The 13,760-nt window shown below is 65.9% G+C and carries 14 protein-coding genes; 3 read left to right on the forward strand and 11 right to left on the reverse strand.

What is annotated here, in order from left to right:
* The first annotated feature begins 18 nt into the window (after window positions 1-18).
* A complete protein-coding gene (locus DX923_RS00980; protein WP_205413076.1) occupies window positions 19-981 on the forward strand; it encodes an ROK family protein in 963 nt (320 codons plus the stop codon).
* 80 nt (window positions 982-1,061) lie between these two features.
* Here DX923_RS00980 and DX923_RS00985 read toward each other — a convergent pair whose 3' ends face one another.
* The 7 genes from DX923_RS00985 to DX923_RS01015 are packed head-to-tail and all read right to left on the reverse strand — an operon-like array spanning window position 1,062 to window position 8,033.
* On the reverse strand, window positions 1,062-2,159 hold the full coding sequence (locus DX923_RS00985) for a potassium channel family protein (RefSeq protein WP_116112032.1): 1,098 nt from the start codon (window positions 2,157-2,159) through the stop codon (window positions 1,062-1,064).
* The gene (locus DX923_RS00990) at window positions 2,156-2,518 is read right to left on the reverse strand and encodes a cation:proton antiporter (RefSeq protein ID WP_116112034.1); all 363 of its coding nucleotides are present in this window, start codon (window positions 2,516-2,518) and stop codon (window positions 2,156-2,158) included. Before DX923_RS00990 ends, DX923_RS00985 begins: the two co-directional genes overlap by 4 nt.
* The gene (locus DX923_RS00995) at window positions 2,515-2,775 is read right to left on the reverse strand and encodes a monovalent cation/H+ antiporter complex subunit F (protein WP_116112036.1); all 261 of its coding nucleotides are present in this window, start codon (window positions 2,773-2,775) and stop codon (window positions 2,515-2,517) included. The genes DX923_RS00990 and DX923_RS00995 overlap by 4 nt, the downstream gene beginning before the upstream one ends.
* Window positions 2,772-3,206: a Na+/H+ antiporter subunit E gene (locus tag DX923_RS01000; RefSeq protein ID WP_116112037.1), complete on the reverse strand. Its 435-nt coding sequence runs from the start codon at window positions 3,204-3,206 to the stop codon at window positions 2,772-2,774. Before DX923_RS01000 ends, DX923_RS00995 begins: the two co-directional genes overlap by 4 nt.
* Window positions 3,203-4,729, reverse strand: a complete 1,527-nt coding sequence (locus DX923_RS01005) for a proton-conducting transporter membrane subunit (RefSeq protein WP_116112039.1) — start codon at window positions 4,727-4,729, stop codon at window positions 3,203-3,205. Before DX923_RS01005 ends, DX923_RS01000 begins: the two co-directional genes overlap by 4 nt.
* On the reverse strand, window positions 4,726-5,058 hold the full coding sequence (locus DX923_RS01010) for a sodium:proton antiporter (protein ID WP_116112041.1): 333 nt from the start codon (window positions 5,056-5,058) through the stop codon (window positions 4,726-4,728). Before DX923_RS01010 ends, DX923_RS01005 begins: the two co-directional genes overlap by 4 nt.
* On the reverse strand, window positions 5,055-8,033 hold the full coding sequence (locus DX923_RS01015) for a DUF4040 family protein (RefSeq protein ID WP_116112042.1): 2,979 nt from the start codon (window positions 8,031-8,033) through the stop codon (window positions 5,055-5,057). The genes DX923_RS01010 and DX923_RS01015 overlap by 4 nt, the downstream gene beginning before the upstream one ends.
* A 402-nt stretch (window positions 8,034-8,435) precedes the next feature.
* Between DX923_RS01015 and DX923_RS01020 the strand changes: the two genes are divergently transcribed.
* Together DX923_RS01020 and DX923_RS01025 are read left to right on the forward strand one after the other, a co-directional pair.
* Window positions 8,436-9,104: a peptidylprolyl isomerase gene (locus DX923_RS01020; RefSeq protein ID WP_116116081.1), complete on the forward strand. Its 669-nt coding sequence runs from the start codon at window positions 8,436-8,438 to the stop codon at window positions 9,102-9,104.
* A gap of 289 nt (window positions 9,105-9,393) precedes the next feature.
* Entirely contained in the window at window positions 9,394-10,245 is an 852-nt protein-coding gene (locus DX923_RS01025) for a 2OG-Fe(II) oxygenase (protein ID WP_162872690.1), read from the forward strand.
* Window positions 10,246-10,308: 63 nt separating this feature from the next.
* On the opposite strand, the gene DX923_RS01030 is transcribed toward DX923_RS01025, so the two are convergent.
* From DX923_RS01030 to narH, 4 genes are read right to left on the reverse strand one after another with little or no spacing between them, the layout of a single operon-like run.
* On the reverse strand, window positions 10,309-10,584 hold the full coding sequence (locus DX923_RS01030; protein ID WP_116112046.1) for a DUF6457 domain-containing protein: 276 nt from the start codon (window positions 10,582-10,584) through the stop codon (window positions 10,309-10,311).
* A 26-nt stretch (window positions 10,585-10,610) separates the two neighbouring features.
* A complete protein-coding gene (gene narI / locus DX923_RS01035) occupies window positions 10,611-11,381 on the reverse strand; it encodes a respiratory nitrate reductase subunit gamma (RefSeq protein WP_116112047.1) in 771 nt (256 codons plus the stop codon).
* Window positions 11,378-12,100 (reverse strand): nitrate reductase molybdenum cofactor assembly chaperone, encoded by a 723-nt coding sequence (gene narJ / locus DX923_RS01040; RefSeq protein ID WP_116112049.1) that lies wholly within the window; start codon window positions 12,098-12,100, stop codon window positions 11,378-11,380. The genes narI and narJ overlap by 4 nt, the downstream gene beginning before the upstream one ends.
* Complete coding sequence (narH, locus tag DX923_RS01045; protein WP_116112050.1) at window positions 12,097-13,758, reverse strand: nitrate reductase subunit beta; 1,662 nt, start codon at window positions 13,756-13,758, stop codon at window positions 12,097-12,099. The genes narJ and narH overlap by 4 nt, the downstream gene beginning before the upstream one ends.
* Window positions 13,759-13,760: the final 2 nt, after the last annotated feature.

Genomic DNA, 13,760 nt, shown 5'->3' on the forward strand with positions numbered 1-13,760 from the left:
CCGACGAAAGCCAGGACGATGAACGACTCACCGATGTCCACAGCGGAGCTCACCCTCGCCGTGGACATCGGCGGGACCAAGATCGCCGCAGCCCTCGTCGACCCCGCCGGTCGGATCCTCGACCGTCGGGGGGCCCGCACTCCCGCCGAGAGCGGGGCCGCAGCCGTCCTCGACTGCGCACTGGACCTCGGTCGAGAAATCACCGCCGGGCACCGGATCGACGTCGTCGGGATCGGATCAGCCGGAGTCATCGACCCCTGCACCGGCACGGTCACCCATGCCACCGATGCCCTGCCCGGCTGGCCCGGAACACCTCTGGCCAAGGCCTTCGCCCACGCCTTCGCCGTTCCTGCCCGTGCCCTGAACGACGTCCACGCCCACGCGCTGGGCGAAGCCCGCTACGGCGCGGGACGAGGACACCGCTCGATGTTGCTCGTCGCCGTCGGCACCGGCATCGGCGGCGCACAGGTCATGAACGGTTCGGTCCTCTTCGGCGAACATTTCGTCGCCGGACATATCGGCCACCTCGCTGCACCCGAAGCCCAAGGCATCCGCTGCAGCTGCGGACGCGACGGCCACCTCGAAGGACTGGCCTCCGGTCCGGGGATCCTCGCAGCCTTCCGGAGAGCCGGCGGAGAAGCCGAGGACACCCGTGCCGTCGTCGCCCTCGCGTCCCGCAGCACAGCACAGACCGAGGACCCGTCAGCCGCCCTCGCCGCCCGCACCCTGGACATCTGTGGCCGCGCCACCGGACGAGTCATCGGCGGCCTTGCGAACATCCTCGACCCGGCAGTGATCATCCTCACCGGAGGTGTCGCCGACATCGGTGAGACCTGGTGGCGATCGGTCCGTGAAGGCATGGCGGTCGAGGCGATGGACGCCGTCGCCGACACCCCGCTGCTGCCCGCCAGCGCAGGACAGGACGCTGCACTTCTCGGCGCAGCGGTTTTCGCTCAAGACCGGCTATCCGGGGTTGGCTGAGCACCTCGACGCACCCGGCCACTGACCGAGAAAAGGCCGTCAGGCCCTACGACCAGGTCGTATTCGCCTTCGCCATCATCTCAGTCCTCGTCCTCGGTCGAGGTGCGTTCGCCGTGCGTCCCCGGCCGCGGTGCCCAGGGACGCTCCACCGAGGAACGCACCACGATCAACTTGTCCCCCCGTTGCACCTGTCCTACCGAGGGCTCGAAGTAGTACATCAAATCGCCGTCCCGGATCACCGCGATCACCCGGTCGGCCAACATCGTCGGACGTGAACCGACTTCACTGGCCAGGGCGTCCCGTTGCGCCATCTCGATCCCCTCACCGTGGGTGATGAGATCTTCCAGGACCACGCCCAACTGCGGGGAAACCGCAGAGCTGCCCAGCATCCGGCCCGCTGAATCGGCCGAGACGATCACCGAATCCGCGCCACTCTGCTTCATCAATGCCGCATTGTTGTGATCACGCACCGCAGCTGCGATGAACACCGAAGCATTCATCCGGCGGATCGTCAACGAGATCAGGATGTTCGTGTCGTCACGTTCGGTCGCCAGGATCACCCGGTCGGCTTTTTCGATGCCTGCCCTGGACAACACCTCACGGCGGGTCGCATCTCCGGCCACCACCGCATGTCCATCGGCCAGCGCATCCAGCCGGGCCTCCTCGCTGGCATCCACCACCACGATCTCGTCCCTGCGCCGACCACTGCTGATCAAGGTCGCTGCCGCGCTCCGGCCCTTGATCCCGTAACCGACCAGCACGACGTGCTTGTTCATCCGTTTCCTCCAACGCGAGACACGAAGTTCGTGACGGCTCTCCGCAGCGAGCACCTCCAAGGTCGTGCCGATCAGCAACACCAGAAAGATGATGCGAGCCGGCGTCACCACGAAAGCGTTGATCAGCCGGGCCATATCGGTGGCTGGGGCGATATCGCCGTACCCGGTGGTGCTCAGAGTCACCGTGACGTAATAGATGGCATCGCTGAGGCTGATGCCATCCCCATTGGCATCGCGGTAGCCGTCGCTGTCCAGGTAGACCACCAACACCGTGCCCACCAGAATCGCTAGAGCCGCGCCCAACCGGTGCGCCAAGCGGCGCCACGGGGAGGCGACTTTCTCCGGGAGGGTCACCCCACGGGCGACGTCGTCATCGGTGAGGGATACCGGCCTCTCGGTCACCGTGTTGTTTCCTCCGGTTCGACAGCAAGATCCTGCGGGATGGTCCTGGTATCCACCGGGGCCCCGGACAGATACGCAGCGCGCGCCAATACATTACTGGCGACAGAGGATACGACGAGCAAAGCAGCCAAAGTGGCTAGAAGCTTCGCCAGATCCACTGCGTCGAAACCGACCTGGGCGGTGCGATGCAGATAGCCGGCGATGACGATCAGGGGTAGCCCCAGACCGGTCGCTGGGCTGAGCACATTGATGCGGGAGATCGCATCGCCCTCGCGCATCATCGCGATGGCGCTGACCAGGACGAAGAACGATCCCACCATGCTCAGGGCTGGGACCAACCAGGAGACGACGATGTTCATCGATGCCCCCGGGTGATGATGCGGGCCAGTGCAATCGTGGCGAGGATGCCCAGCAGGGACGCCAACAGCGCAGCGTCGACCACCGCTGCTGAATCACTCAGGATGCCCAAGAGCACCAGCAAACCGATCCCGGAGAAGAAGACGAGGTCACCGACCACGGCTCGGCTGGCGCCATCGGTAGCGGTCGCGACCCGGTACAAGCCGATGAGGACGGCCAGGCTCAGAACCGCGGCAGCCACCCAGATGCCGATCATCATCGGGCTCCTCCCTCGTCGAGGTGATCTTTGTCGACGGGCTCGGCAGGCAAGGCCGCGACACGTTCGCCGGGGGCGTGGATCGGGGCAGGGATCTCCCGACCACGGGTGGCACGCAGCAGACGGGTCTCCATGCCACGTAACTCGTCCAGTACCGCTTCGCGCCCGCCGGAGAACAGCGCATGCACGAAGAGGGTCGGCGGGACCTCATCGTTGCCGGCGGCCGTGCCGACCACGAGAGTTCCCGGGGTGATCGTGATCGAGGAGGCCAAGGCGGTCACCTCGAAGTCCGAACGGCAACGTAGCGGAAACTCGACGATCGCCGGCGAGGAGAGTCTCCGCGGCGACAGTGCGGCCCGAGTGATCCGCCACGAACCGGCAAGGACTTCACGGACCAGGAAGAACAGATAGCTGAGGACGTACCAGGCTTTCATCGCAGTACCTCCTCCACGTAGAGACGGACATCGGTCAGCCCGGACGCAGCGTCCTGAGCCACCGGGAAAAGCCAGCCTGCTGCGAGGAACATCCCCACGGACAGGATCATCATGACCACACCGGGCGCAGCCAGACGAGCCGAGACACGGTGTCCCGCAGGCACGGGGACCAGCTCGCCGCGTCCGGTCCGTTCGTCGTCCGGGCGGTACTGCTCCATCGGCTTGCCCCAGAACACGTCGTCCCAGAGCCGTTGCAGCGCGAGCAGAGAGGCCAAGGAAGCCAGGACGACGACGGCGATGATCGACCAAGCCAGCAGAGGATCACGACCGGTGAGTTCTGCGACGGATTGCAGGATCCCGATCTTCCCCCACATTCCGGAGGTCGGCGGTAGACCGACCAGGGAGAACAGCCCGAGGACCATCGCCCCGGCCACCACCGGGTCACGGTGCAGGAGCCCGTTCAACCGGTCGTACCGGCCGCTGCCGTAGGTGTGTTCGATGGCCCCGGCGCTCATCAGCAGTGCTGACATGGTGACGACGTGGTGGGCCAGATAGAACAGGCCCGCCGCCAGCGAGGCCGACGACATGACGACCAGGCCGATGAGGATGTGCCCCACCCCGGCGACCATCTGGAAGGCCAGGGCCGAGCGGATTCGTCGCTCACCGATGGTCGAGACCGAACCGACCACGACGGTCAGCAGCACCACGACGGCGAAGACCCACATCCAGGGAGCCGGGCGGCCGCCGTAGGTCACCGAGTAGATCCGGTAGAGGGCGTACAGGGCGACCTTGGTGTGCAGCCCGCTGAAGAGTGCCATCACCCCGGCGGAGGTCGCCGGGTAGGCGCGGGGCAGCCAACCATGTACTGGCACCACCCCTCCCTTGATGGCCAGGGCCAGCAGCACCACCACGACGGCGGCGCCGACCCGCGGGTCCTCTCCTGCGCGCCCGGCCAGCGCAGCCAGATTCGCGGTTCCGCCGACCCCGTACACGAGCCCTACGCCCATCAACAGGAAGGTGCTGGTCACCAGGTTGACCAGGATGAAAAGGCGAGCGATACCGAGTCGACGCCAGTTGCCGCTCACCGCGATCAGAGCGTAGGAGGGCAGCAGCATCACTTCGATGAAGACGAACAGGTTGAACAGGTCAGCGGTCAGCAGCGCACCGTTCACACCTGCGCTGAGCATCAAGGCCAGCGAGGGCACGAAACGGTAGCGATCTTCGCCGGTCGAGGTCAGGAACCAGCAGCTTGCCGCGGTGGACACCCCGGTCACCACGATCATTGCCGCAGCAAGGGTGTCGGAAGCGAACGGGATGGCGATCCCGGCGACATAGCCGCCGACACCGTGCGCGATCACGGGGGTGCCGCGATGTTCCACGATCAAGGTCAGACCGCCGACTGCGGAGGCCAGCGGGACGCCGATCATCAGGAGACGTTCCAGCCACATCTGCCGCCAGACCACGGTCAGCGCGGCGGCGGCGAGCGGGACCGCCACGAAGAGCGGCAGTGCAGCTGCGGTCATGAGTCGTGGGTCTCTCCGGTCGAAGGCATCAGATGGGTGTCGTCGTTATGTCCCAGGACGGCGAACATCAGCATGATCACGGTGACGGCCAGGGTGATCACGATGGCCGTCAGGACGAAGGCCTGGGGAAGCGGGTCGGCCATGGCGGACAGCTCGGTCCGGTCGGACAGCGGCTCGCCGCGCCAGGCGGGCACTCCGGCGGTGAGCAGGACGAAGTTTCCGGCGTGGCTCAGCAGCCCGATTCCGAAGATGGCGCGGACCATGCTTCGCTGCAACACCAGGTAGGTGCCTCCTGCGGCCAGGACGGCCACTGTCAGCGCGAGGATCATCGTCCGACCTCCTTGGGCTGGCGTCCGGTGGCCAGATGGTCGGTGCCGACGCCGACCCGTCGTCCGGAGGGCGCGGCTTCACCGCGCACTGTGTCGAGGGGACCGCTCAGTTCACCTTCGACGGCTTCGTCGACCCGTTCCCGGGTGTCTTCGCCACCGGCGTGGTCGGTGCTGGCAGCGGAGGTGCCCAACAGGTTGAAGGCCACCATGACCAGGCCCAGCACGGCTGCGTAGACACCGACGTCGAACAGCATCGACGTGGTCAGATGCGCGGACCCCAGATGACCGACGATGGGGTCGAGGAAGGACCCCTCGACGACGAGCCCCCAGACCCCGGTGGCGACGGCGACGAGGATTCCGCCGCCGATCAGGCGCAGCGGAAGCCGGGGACGTCCGAGCTGGCGGTCGCGGGAGGTCGACAGATAGGCCAATCCGATGGTGGCCGATCCGACGAGGGCGGCGATGAAGCCGCCGCCGGGTTCGTTGTGGCCGCGCATGAAGATCAACAGCGACAGCAACACCAGCAGGGGAGTGACCAGCCGCAGCATCAACTGCATGGGCAGCACATTGCTCCACGCCTCGGTGATGGCTCGGTGGGCGGTCGTTCCCGGGGCGCGCAGCTGGGGTTGGGCCGCGTCCTGTCCGGCTTTTCTCGACGGGCGGTCGGCGAGATCGGGGTCGAGGTGCCGGTCACGCACGGTGGAGAGCACCGCGACGAGAACGACTCCGGCCATGCCGAGGACGGACAGCTCACCGAGGGTGTCCAAGGCCCGGAACTCCACCAGGATGACGTTGACGATGTTGGCTCCGCCGGACAGGTCGAGGGTTTCACGTTGGAAGTAGGAGGCGACGTCGCCATGTTCCCGCCGACCGTTCAGCACGAAGGTTGCTGCGCCTGCAGCGAGCCCGACGCCCAAGGCCAGGACTACAGCGACGCGGCGCTGCCTTGGCGGGTGTTCGCCGAAGTTCAGCGGGAGTTTCTGCAGCACCAGCATCATCATCACGACGGTGAGCGTCTCTACGAGCAGCTGTGTGAGGGTCACGTCGGGTGCGCCCAGCGCGAGGATCTGCACGGTGCACAGGGCGCCGACCGCAGACAGCGAGACGACCGCGGCGAGACGGCTGGTGGCCCGGCAGACGCCGATCACGGCGGCGGTGACGAGCCCGGCGAGCAGGACGTCGACGGGGCGGGTGCTTCCAGCGGGTGTCGGAGGCAGCCCGACGGCTCCGGTGGCAGCGGTGAGCGCAGGCAGGGTGACCGCCACGAAGGCGGCGAGCAGCAGGGCCACGTGACGTGACGGGTAGTCGACGGCGAGGGGGCGCACCCAGGTCTCGCCGAGCCGGGTGAGTCCGCGGGTCAGTGCGCTGATCGCGGCCGGTCCGTCCCAGGGGAGGCTGGGATGTTCGAGCCGTGGCCAGAGGGAACGCCGGGTGGCGACGACGGCTCCGCCCAGGGCGAAGATCACCAGCGTTGCGCCCAGTTCAGCGGTGACCCCATGCCACAGGGAGAGGTGCACGCTGCTTCCGGCGCCGGGCAGGGCTGCTTCGGCGGCACGGCTGACAGGTAGGTCGAGCAGTCCGACGGCTGCACCCAGTGGAAGCCCGACCAGGATGGGCAGTGATGCGGGCAGGAGCAGGCTCTTCTCGACGGGCTCGATCGGCCGGTCGCCCTGACCGTCGACGAATCCTCCGAAGACGATCTTGGTGCAGTAGGCGAAGGTGAGCACGCTGGACGCGACAGCGGCGCCCATCGCGACCGGCCCGGCCCAGGACGGCCCAGGGGCGGAGAGCAGCCCGGTCAGCAGGCTTTCTTTCGATGCGAAGCCCAGCATGGGGGGGATGCCGGCCATGCTGGCGCATCCGAGGGCGGTGACGGTGAAGGAAACCGGCATGGCCCGATAGAGCTGGGGGAGTCTGCGCAGGTCGCGGGTGTGGGTTGCGTGGTCGATGACGCCGACCATCATGAAGAGACCTGATTTGAACAGCGCGTGGGCGATGGTGTGCAGCACGGCCGCGGTGATGGCGGCTGCGGTGCCGACGCCGATGGTGGCGACGAGCAGCCCGAGCTGGCTCACGGTGGAGTAGGCCATGAGCTTTTTCAGGTCGGTCTGCTGGAGGGCGAACCAGGCTCCGAGCGCTGCGGTGACCAGTCCCACGCCGATCAACAGGATGTTCCAGATCGGGACGTGGTGGAAGGCAGGTGTGAAGCGCAGCAGGAGGAAGATCCCTGCTTTGACCACAGCCGCGGCATGCAGGTATGCGCTGACCGGGGTGATGGCCGCCATCGCGTCGGGCAGCCATATGTGGAAGGGGAACTGGGCCGACTTGGTAAAACCTGCGATGGCGACCAAGGTGGCCACCGTCGCGGCGAAGGCCGGGTCGTCGTGCCAGACGGTGTGCGAGAGCGCGGCGGAGAGCGAGCCGGTGCGGGTGCGTTGGGCGATCAGCGCGATAGCGATGAGTAGGGAGAGCCCACCGGTGAAAGTGATGAACAGGGTGCGCATCGAGGCTTGTTCCCCGGCGTGACCGGAGCGGGCGATGAGCAGGAAGGACGCGATGCTGGTGAGCTCCCAGCACAGGAAGAACCAGATGAGGTTGTCGGCGAGGACGAGCCCGAGCATGGCCAGGGTGAACATGGTCATGACCAGGTAGAAGCTGGTCTGTGGGCCGGATCCCAGGTAGCGGGTGGAGTAGGCGAAGACGACGGCTCCGATGAGCAGCGCGATCAGCGCGAAGATGATGCCCAGGCCGTCTGCTCGGAGAGCGATGTCCACTCCGAGGGCTGGTACCCAGGATGCGCGCCAGGTGGGATTCTCCCCCTTCATGACGGCGGTGACCGCAGGCCAGAGGGCGGCGGTCGAGATCAGGTAGAGGCCGGCGAGGGGCCATCCTGCAGCGCGTCCGAGGCGGGCGCAGGCCGCGGGCGCGATGAGGACGGCCACGGCGAGCGTGAGCAGCGTCCACACCAAGGGCATGCGGGGTCCTTCCGGGTCGTCGTTCGTGACATGGGTTACGGGGACGAAAGCGGCGGCCCGAGGTTGTCGTTGGGTGAGCGGCCCCTCGTACGTGCAGGATCTCCGACGGTTTCTGTCGATGCATGCTGCTTTTTCAGCGTACCGGCCGGGTCGGCTGACCTGGGTCTGTGCGTCGGAGGCGAACGACAGGCGTCCTTGTTCCTGCCGGTACGGGGGGTGGCCGGGCGAAATGTCCCAGGAGCTGGGTCGGTGTCCATCCGGCTCGTGGACTCTGTCGGTCTCATGACCGGGCCTGGGGTGCGGTGCGGGGTGTCCAGGGCCGTGATCATCGGCCGGTCCTCCCCGGCCGCCGATGGCGTGGTCCGGGGCTTCGCTCAAGGTTGGCCGGTTAGTGTGGCGCATATGACCGTTCGACTTGCCCGCCTGGGAATCCTGATGTGTCTGCCTTTGGCTCTGGTCTCGTGCGCGGATTCGGCCTCGCCGTCGAAGTCCTCGTCGAGTTCTTCTGCCGGGACGGGAGGAGCGACGGCCTGCCCGGCGGCTGACGGCTCATCGGCCAAGAAAGCCGCTTTCGATGCTGCCCCGCCGATGTGTATCGACCCGGCGAAGACCTATACCGCGACGGTGTCGACCGACGTAGGTGACTTCGAGGTGGCACTGGACCCGAAGAAGGCACCGAAGACGGTGAACAACTTCGTGGTGTTGGCGCGATACCACTTCTACGACGGAGTTGACTTCCACCGGGTGATGCCCTCTTTCGTGGTGCAGGGCGGTGACCCGCAGGGGACGGGGCGGGGCGGTCCGGGATATCAGTTCGCGGATGAACTTCCTGAGGCCGGCGCCTATGAGGTCGGCTCGTTGGCGATGGCCAATGCCGGGCCGAATACGAACGGCAGCCAGTTCTTTGTGGTGACCGGGCCTCGAGGGGTGGGCCTGCCGCCGCTGTACACCCTTTTCGGCAAGGTCACTTCCGGGATGGATGTGGTGCAGAAGATCGAGAAGGACGGTTCGGAGTCGGGTACGCCGACGAAGAAGCACAAGATGACGAAGGTGACGATCACGGAGAAGTGATCGCCCTACGTGGCGGGGTCGGGTCCGGGTGTTCCGCGAGGCGCCCGGGCCCTTGTGCGTTCTGGGGCAGGGCGCTGGCTGGGTGCTCTGTGGCGCGACGAGCGGTCGACAGCTGCCGAATATGCCCTTTTTCAACCTTTTGTTCAGCTGGGTTTCGCCCTGACCCTTTTTGTCTGGATGACTCGGTACTATCGCGAATAACTTTTAGCCTCAGTAAGTTTCGTGAACTTATGAGGATTTCGCCGTGGTGTGGGGCAGCTGTGCGCCCGAGCGAGACAGGGGGACGACCGTGACGGAGATCGCCGGTGCTGGCTACAGCCTCCAGCTACCCGACGGATCGACCTGCGCCCGACGCCGAGAGGACTTCCTCGCTGCGCAGCCATGGCCCCATCTCGTCCTCGACGACCTCGTGCCTCGACAACTCGCTCTGGACGCCTACGAACAAGAATGCCGACGTATCCACCGGCTGGACCGACTCAGCGGACACGGCAACAGGAAATCCTCGGCCCCTGACGGTTTCGGCCCGGCCGCCAGCCAGATCCTCCAGATCCTCGACAGCCCGGAGATGGTGGACTTCCTCGAGCAACTCACCGGCATCTCCGGACTGGAACCCGACCCGGGACGCGCCTGGGCCGGGCTGCACGTCAGCCTGCCCGGTGACTACCACTGGCTGCACCGCGACTTCATCCGGCATCCCGACGACGCACGCTGGCACCGGGTCACCGTGATCCTCTATCTCAACCCCAGCTGGCCCGAAGACTACGGCGGACAACTCGAACTATGGGCGCCCTCCGGTGCCACCCCCACCACCGTGATCTCCCCGGTCGCTCCGACCGCAGTGGTCTTCGAGAACAGCTCGGTCGCCATCCACGGTATGCCGGAACCGATCAACTGCCCCGACGGCCTTGCCCGAATGTCCCTGGCCGCCTACTACTACACCAGGGAAGCGCCGCCTCGCCGTGGCCGCTACCACCCGTTGATCCGGCGGCCCCGACGCCCGCAGGATCCGCTCCAGCGAGGTCACGCGCCGTTCTCCGAGATCGTCGAAGGATTGGACCTCCGCGCGAAGGAGTTCGCCCACAGCCTCCAGCGTCGGCGACGTGCCCCGGACGCCACTGAACGTGCGACGACCCTGAACTGAGTTGCCCTGTCATGCAGAGACGGGCACCAGGAGAACCCGGCGCCCGCCCCTCATCCACACGATTCAGGCCTTGACCTGGTCCACCGCATCACACCGGGTCGTCGACTCGATCAGCGCCTTCAACGTCGCTGGATCCGACGAATCACCGTGCACGCCCATGGCCAGACCCAACATGAACGAACCCACGGGTGCCATCGGACGCTCCAGATCGTGCGCGATGGTCTTCGTGAGGTCGTGGATGGCGTGGATGTCCACCAGGCCCGCATCGACGTTCAACAGAGCAGCGGTCTGTTCGACCCAGGTCTGCCAGCGGGCTTCTGTCTCATTCAAGTCGTTCATGCTCTCTTCCTTCCCAGCCGTGGTGGTCAACGCTGCCGAAGCTCCGGACGCGACTCCCAGCCGCGGCGTGGTGCCTGGGTACCCACGCCTGTCCCCGGGCGCCGGTCCGCCGAGCGGTACACCACGTACGGACGGGTCAGATAACCCACCGGCGCTGAGAAGACGTGCACCAACCGGGTGAAGGGCCACAGCGCGAAAAGAACACAGGCCACCAAGGTGTGCAGTTGGAAACCGAGCGGAGCCTGCGCCATCAGGTCGGCATCGGGCCGGAAGGTCAGGAACTGGCGGTACCAGATGGAGACCCCGTCCCGGTAGTTGTAATGCTCCGGCAGCGGCCCAGGGTTGTTGATGCCCGGTGCCAGCCACCCGAGGGTGTTCGACAGGCCCAGCAAGATCGTCACCCCGAGGAAGACGTACATGACCTTGTCCATCGGCGTGGTCGCGGAGAACACCGGCCCGGTCGTCCGGCGACGGTAGATCAGGATCGCCAGGCCACCCAAGGTGAGGAAACCGGCCAGCAGACCGACCGACACCGCCAGGAAGTGATAGATCTCCTGGCTGATACCGACCGCCTCGGTCCACGACTTCGGGATGAGCAGACCCATCACGTGACCGAGCACCACGAACAGGATGCCGAAATGGAACATCGGCGACCCCCAGCGCAACAACCGGTCTTCGTACAGCTGGCTGCTACGCGTCGTCCAGCCGAACTGGTCGTACTTGTAACGCCAGAAGTGACCGACGACGAAGGCGGTCAGACAGATATAGGGGAAGACCACCCACAGCAGGGTGTTCATGAGCGGGCTCCTTCAGGGGCGGGCAGATCGGTCCAGTTCAGGTCGTCCGCCGGGTTCGGGTTCAGGCGGGGGTCGATCTCATAAGGGGCCAGGCCGACATCTTCAGTGGGCGGGCCCTCGGCGACGAGCCGGGCCACAGCCTCCTGCTCCTCACCGTCCAACGGGGGCAGAGTCGCGCAGACCGCCACCACGGCGTCGGCCCACCTCGACCCGGCGTCGAGCAGCGCCAACCGCAGGACCTCCACACCCGCCCGGTGGTTCAACACCAAGGAAAGCGCAGCCTGCAGATCGACCGTGGCGCCGAACTCCAGGACCACTGCGAGATGGTCGGGCAGCTCGGCATCCGCATCGGACAGTTCGACACCGGCATGCCGGTACGCCTGTTTGAACTGCACCAGAGCCACCCCACGCTTACGGGTGTCGCCATAGGCGAAGTACGTCAGATAAGGCGCACACCGACGGGTGTAGTCGAAAGTGGCGACATAGTCACGACGGATCCGTTCCAGATCGCCACCGGCGAGATCGTCGACGAGTCGACGCAGCGGCTCCCGCACCGCGGCAGGCAGCTGGTCGATCACCCCGGTGAGGACCGGGAGATGACCGAGCATCTGATCGTCCGGATAACCGATGAGGACCGAAGCGCACTGCCAAGTCGCCCGGATCTGCTCCTCAGTCATCGGTAAGGTGCCGCTCTTACGACGGCGCAAAGCCAATCTCATCGTCGCTCACCGACCGCGTCACCGACCGCGTCACCGGGCGGGAAAATACCCTCGGGCATGCCCTTGCCGTCCCAGTTCAACAGGTTGATCCGGCCCTTGCCGGTCGGAGTGGTCACATCGGAGGTCTGCCGGGCCTGCAACATCCGGAAGTTCTCCACCGCGATCGGCTCGACCGACCCCGAACCTTCACCGAAGACTCCCTGCGGTCCGGTCTCATAGGCCGCCACATCACAGGTGGTGGCAAGCTCCTCGAGGCTGTGAGCCTGCTCGGCATGCGCAGACGGGATGACATAGCGGTCGTCGTACTTCGCCAAGGCCAACAGACGGAACATCTCGTACATGTCCTCCTCGGACATGCCGACACTCGCCGGGATCTCCGGGTTCGGGTCCCGCCCCAGGTTGATATCCCGCATGTACGAACGCATCGCCGCCAACTTGCGCAGCACGTCATCGACCGGTGCCACATCACCGGCGGTGAACAGGTTCGCCAAGTACTCCACCGGGATCCGGAGCGCCTCGATCGCTGCGAACAGGTTCTCGCTGTCCTCAGCGTCGAAACCGGTCTCCCGGATGACGTCGACCACCGGCGACAGCGGCGGGATGTACCAGACCATCGGCATCGTCCGGTACTCCGGGTGCAGCGGCAAAGCCACCTTGTAGTCGTTGATCAGCTTGTAGATCGGCGATTTCTGCGCCGCGACGATCCAGTCACCGGGAATCCCTGCTCGTTCGGCCTCGGCGACGATCCTCGGATCATGCGGGTCCAGCAGGACCTTCCGCTGAGCTTCGTACAACTCGTGCTCCGGCGCGCTCGCCGCTTCCAGCACGGCATCCGCGTCGTAGAACACCAGGCCGATGTACCGCAGCCGACCCACACAGGTCTCCGCGCACACCGTGGGAATGCCGACCTCGATCCGCGGGAAGCAGAAGGTGCACTTCTCCGCCTTGCCCGTCTTGTGGTTGAAGTAGACCTTCTTGTAAGGGCATCCGGTGATGCACATCCGCCATCCGCGGCACTTGTCCTGATCGACCAGGACGATGCCGTCCTCGGTGCGCTTGTAGATCGCACCGGACGGGCAGGATGCCGCGCAGCTCGGGTTGAGGCAGTGCTCGCAGATGCGAGGCAGGTAGAACATGAAGGTCTTCTCGAATTCGAAGGCGACCTTGTCCGCGATGCCTTTGAGCATCACGTCCTTGTGCGCGGTCTCCTTCGAACCACCCAGATCGTCGTCCCAGTTCGCCGACCACGAGATGTTCATCGGCTTGCCCGAGATCAACGAGTGTGGGCGAGCGACGGGGAAGTGCTTCTGCGCCGGAGCGTTCAGCAAGGTCTCGTAGTCGTAGGTCCACGGCTCGTAGTAGTCGTCGATCGACGGCATCTTCGGGTTGGAGAAGATGCTCATCAGCTTCTTCCACCGGCCGCCGGCCTTCAGCTTCAGGCGGCCGTTCTTGCCGAGCTCCCAGCCGCCCTTCCACTCCTCCTGGTCCTCGTACCGCCGTGGGTATCCCAGACCCGGACGGGTCTCGACATTGTTGAACCAGACGTACTCGGTGCCGGTGCGGTTCGTCCACGCCTGTTTGCAGGTGACCGAACAGGTGTGACACCCGATGCATTTGTCGAGGTTCATCACCATCGCCATCTGGGCCATGATGCGCATGA

Source organism: Austwickia chelonae (genome assembly GCF_003391095.1).
Lineage (GTDB): Bacteria > Actinomycetota > Actinomycetes > Actinomycetales > Dermatophilaceae > Austwickia > Austwickia chelonae_A.

Coding starts and splice junctions, on each gene's coding strand:
- DX923_RS00980 (WP_205413076.1), top strand. CDS start 19: ATGAACGACTCACCGATGTCCACAGCGGAGCTCACCCTCGCCGTGGAC.
- DX923_RS00990 (WP_116112034.1), bottom strand. CDS start 2,518: ATGAACATCGTCGTCTCCTGGTTGGTCCCAGCCCTGAGCATGGTGGGA.
- DX923_RS00995 (WP_116112036.1), bottom strand. CDS start 2,775: ATGATGATCGGCATCTGGGTGGCTGCCGCGGTTCTGAGCCTGGCCGTC.
- DX923_RS01000 (WP_116112037.1), bottom strand. CDS start 3,206: ATGAAAGCCTGGTACGTCCTCAGCTATCTGTTCTTCCTGGTCCGTGAA.
- DX923_RS01005 (WP_116112039.1), bottom strand. CDS start 4,729: ATGACCGCAGCTGCACTGCCGCTCTTCGTGGCGGTCCCGCTCGCCGCC.
- DX923_RS01010 (WP_116112041.1), bottom strand. CDS start 5,058: ATGATCCTCGCGCTGACAGTGGCCGTCCTGGCCGCAGGAGGCACCTAC.
- DX923_RS01015 (WP_116112042.1), bottom strand. CDS start 8,033: ATGCCCTTGGTGTGGACGCTGCTCACGCTCGCCGTGGCCGTCCTCATC.
- DX923_RS01020 (WP_116116081.1), top strand. CDS start 8,436: ATGACCGTTCGACTTGCCCGCCTGGGAATCCTGATGTGTCTGCCTTTG.
- DX923_RS01030 (WP_116112046.1), bottom strand. CDS start 10,584: ATGAACGACTTGAATGAGACAGAAGCCCGCTGGCAGACCTGGGTCGAA.
- narI (WP_116112047.1), bottom strand. CDS start 11,381: ATGAACACCCTGCTGTGGGTGGTCTTCCCCTATATCTGTCTGACCGCC.
- narJ (WP_116112049.1), bottom strand. CDS start 12,100: ATGAGATTGGCTTTGCGCCGTCGTAAGAGCGGCACCTTACCGATGACT.
- narH (WP_116112050.1), bottom strand. CDS start 13,758: ATGCGCATCATGGCCCAGATGGCGATGGTGATGAACCTCGACAAATGC.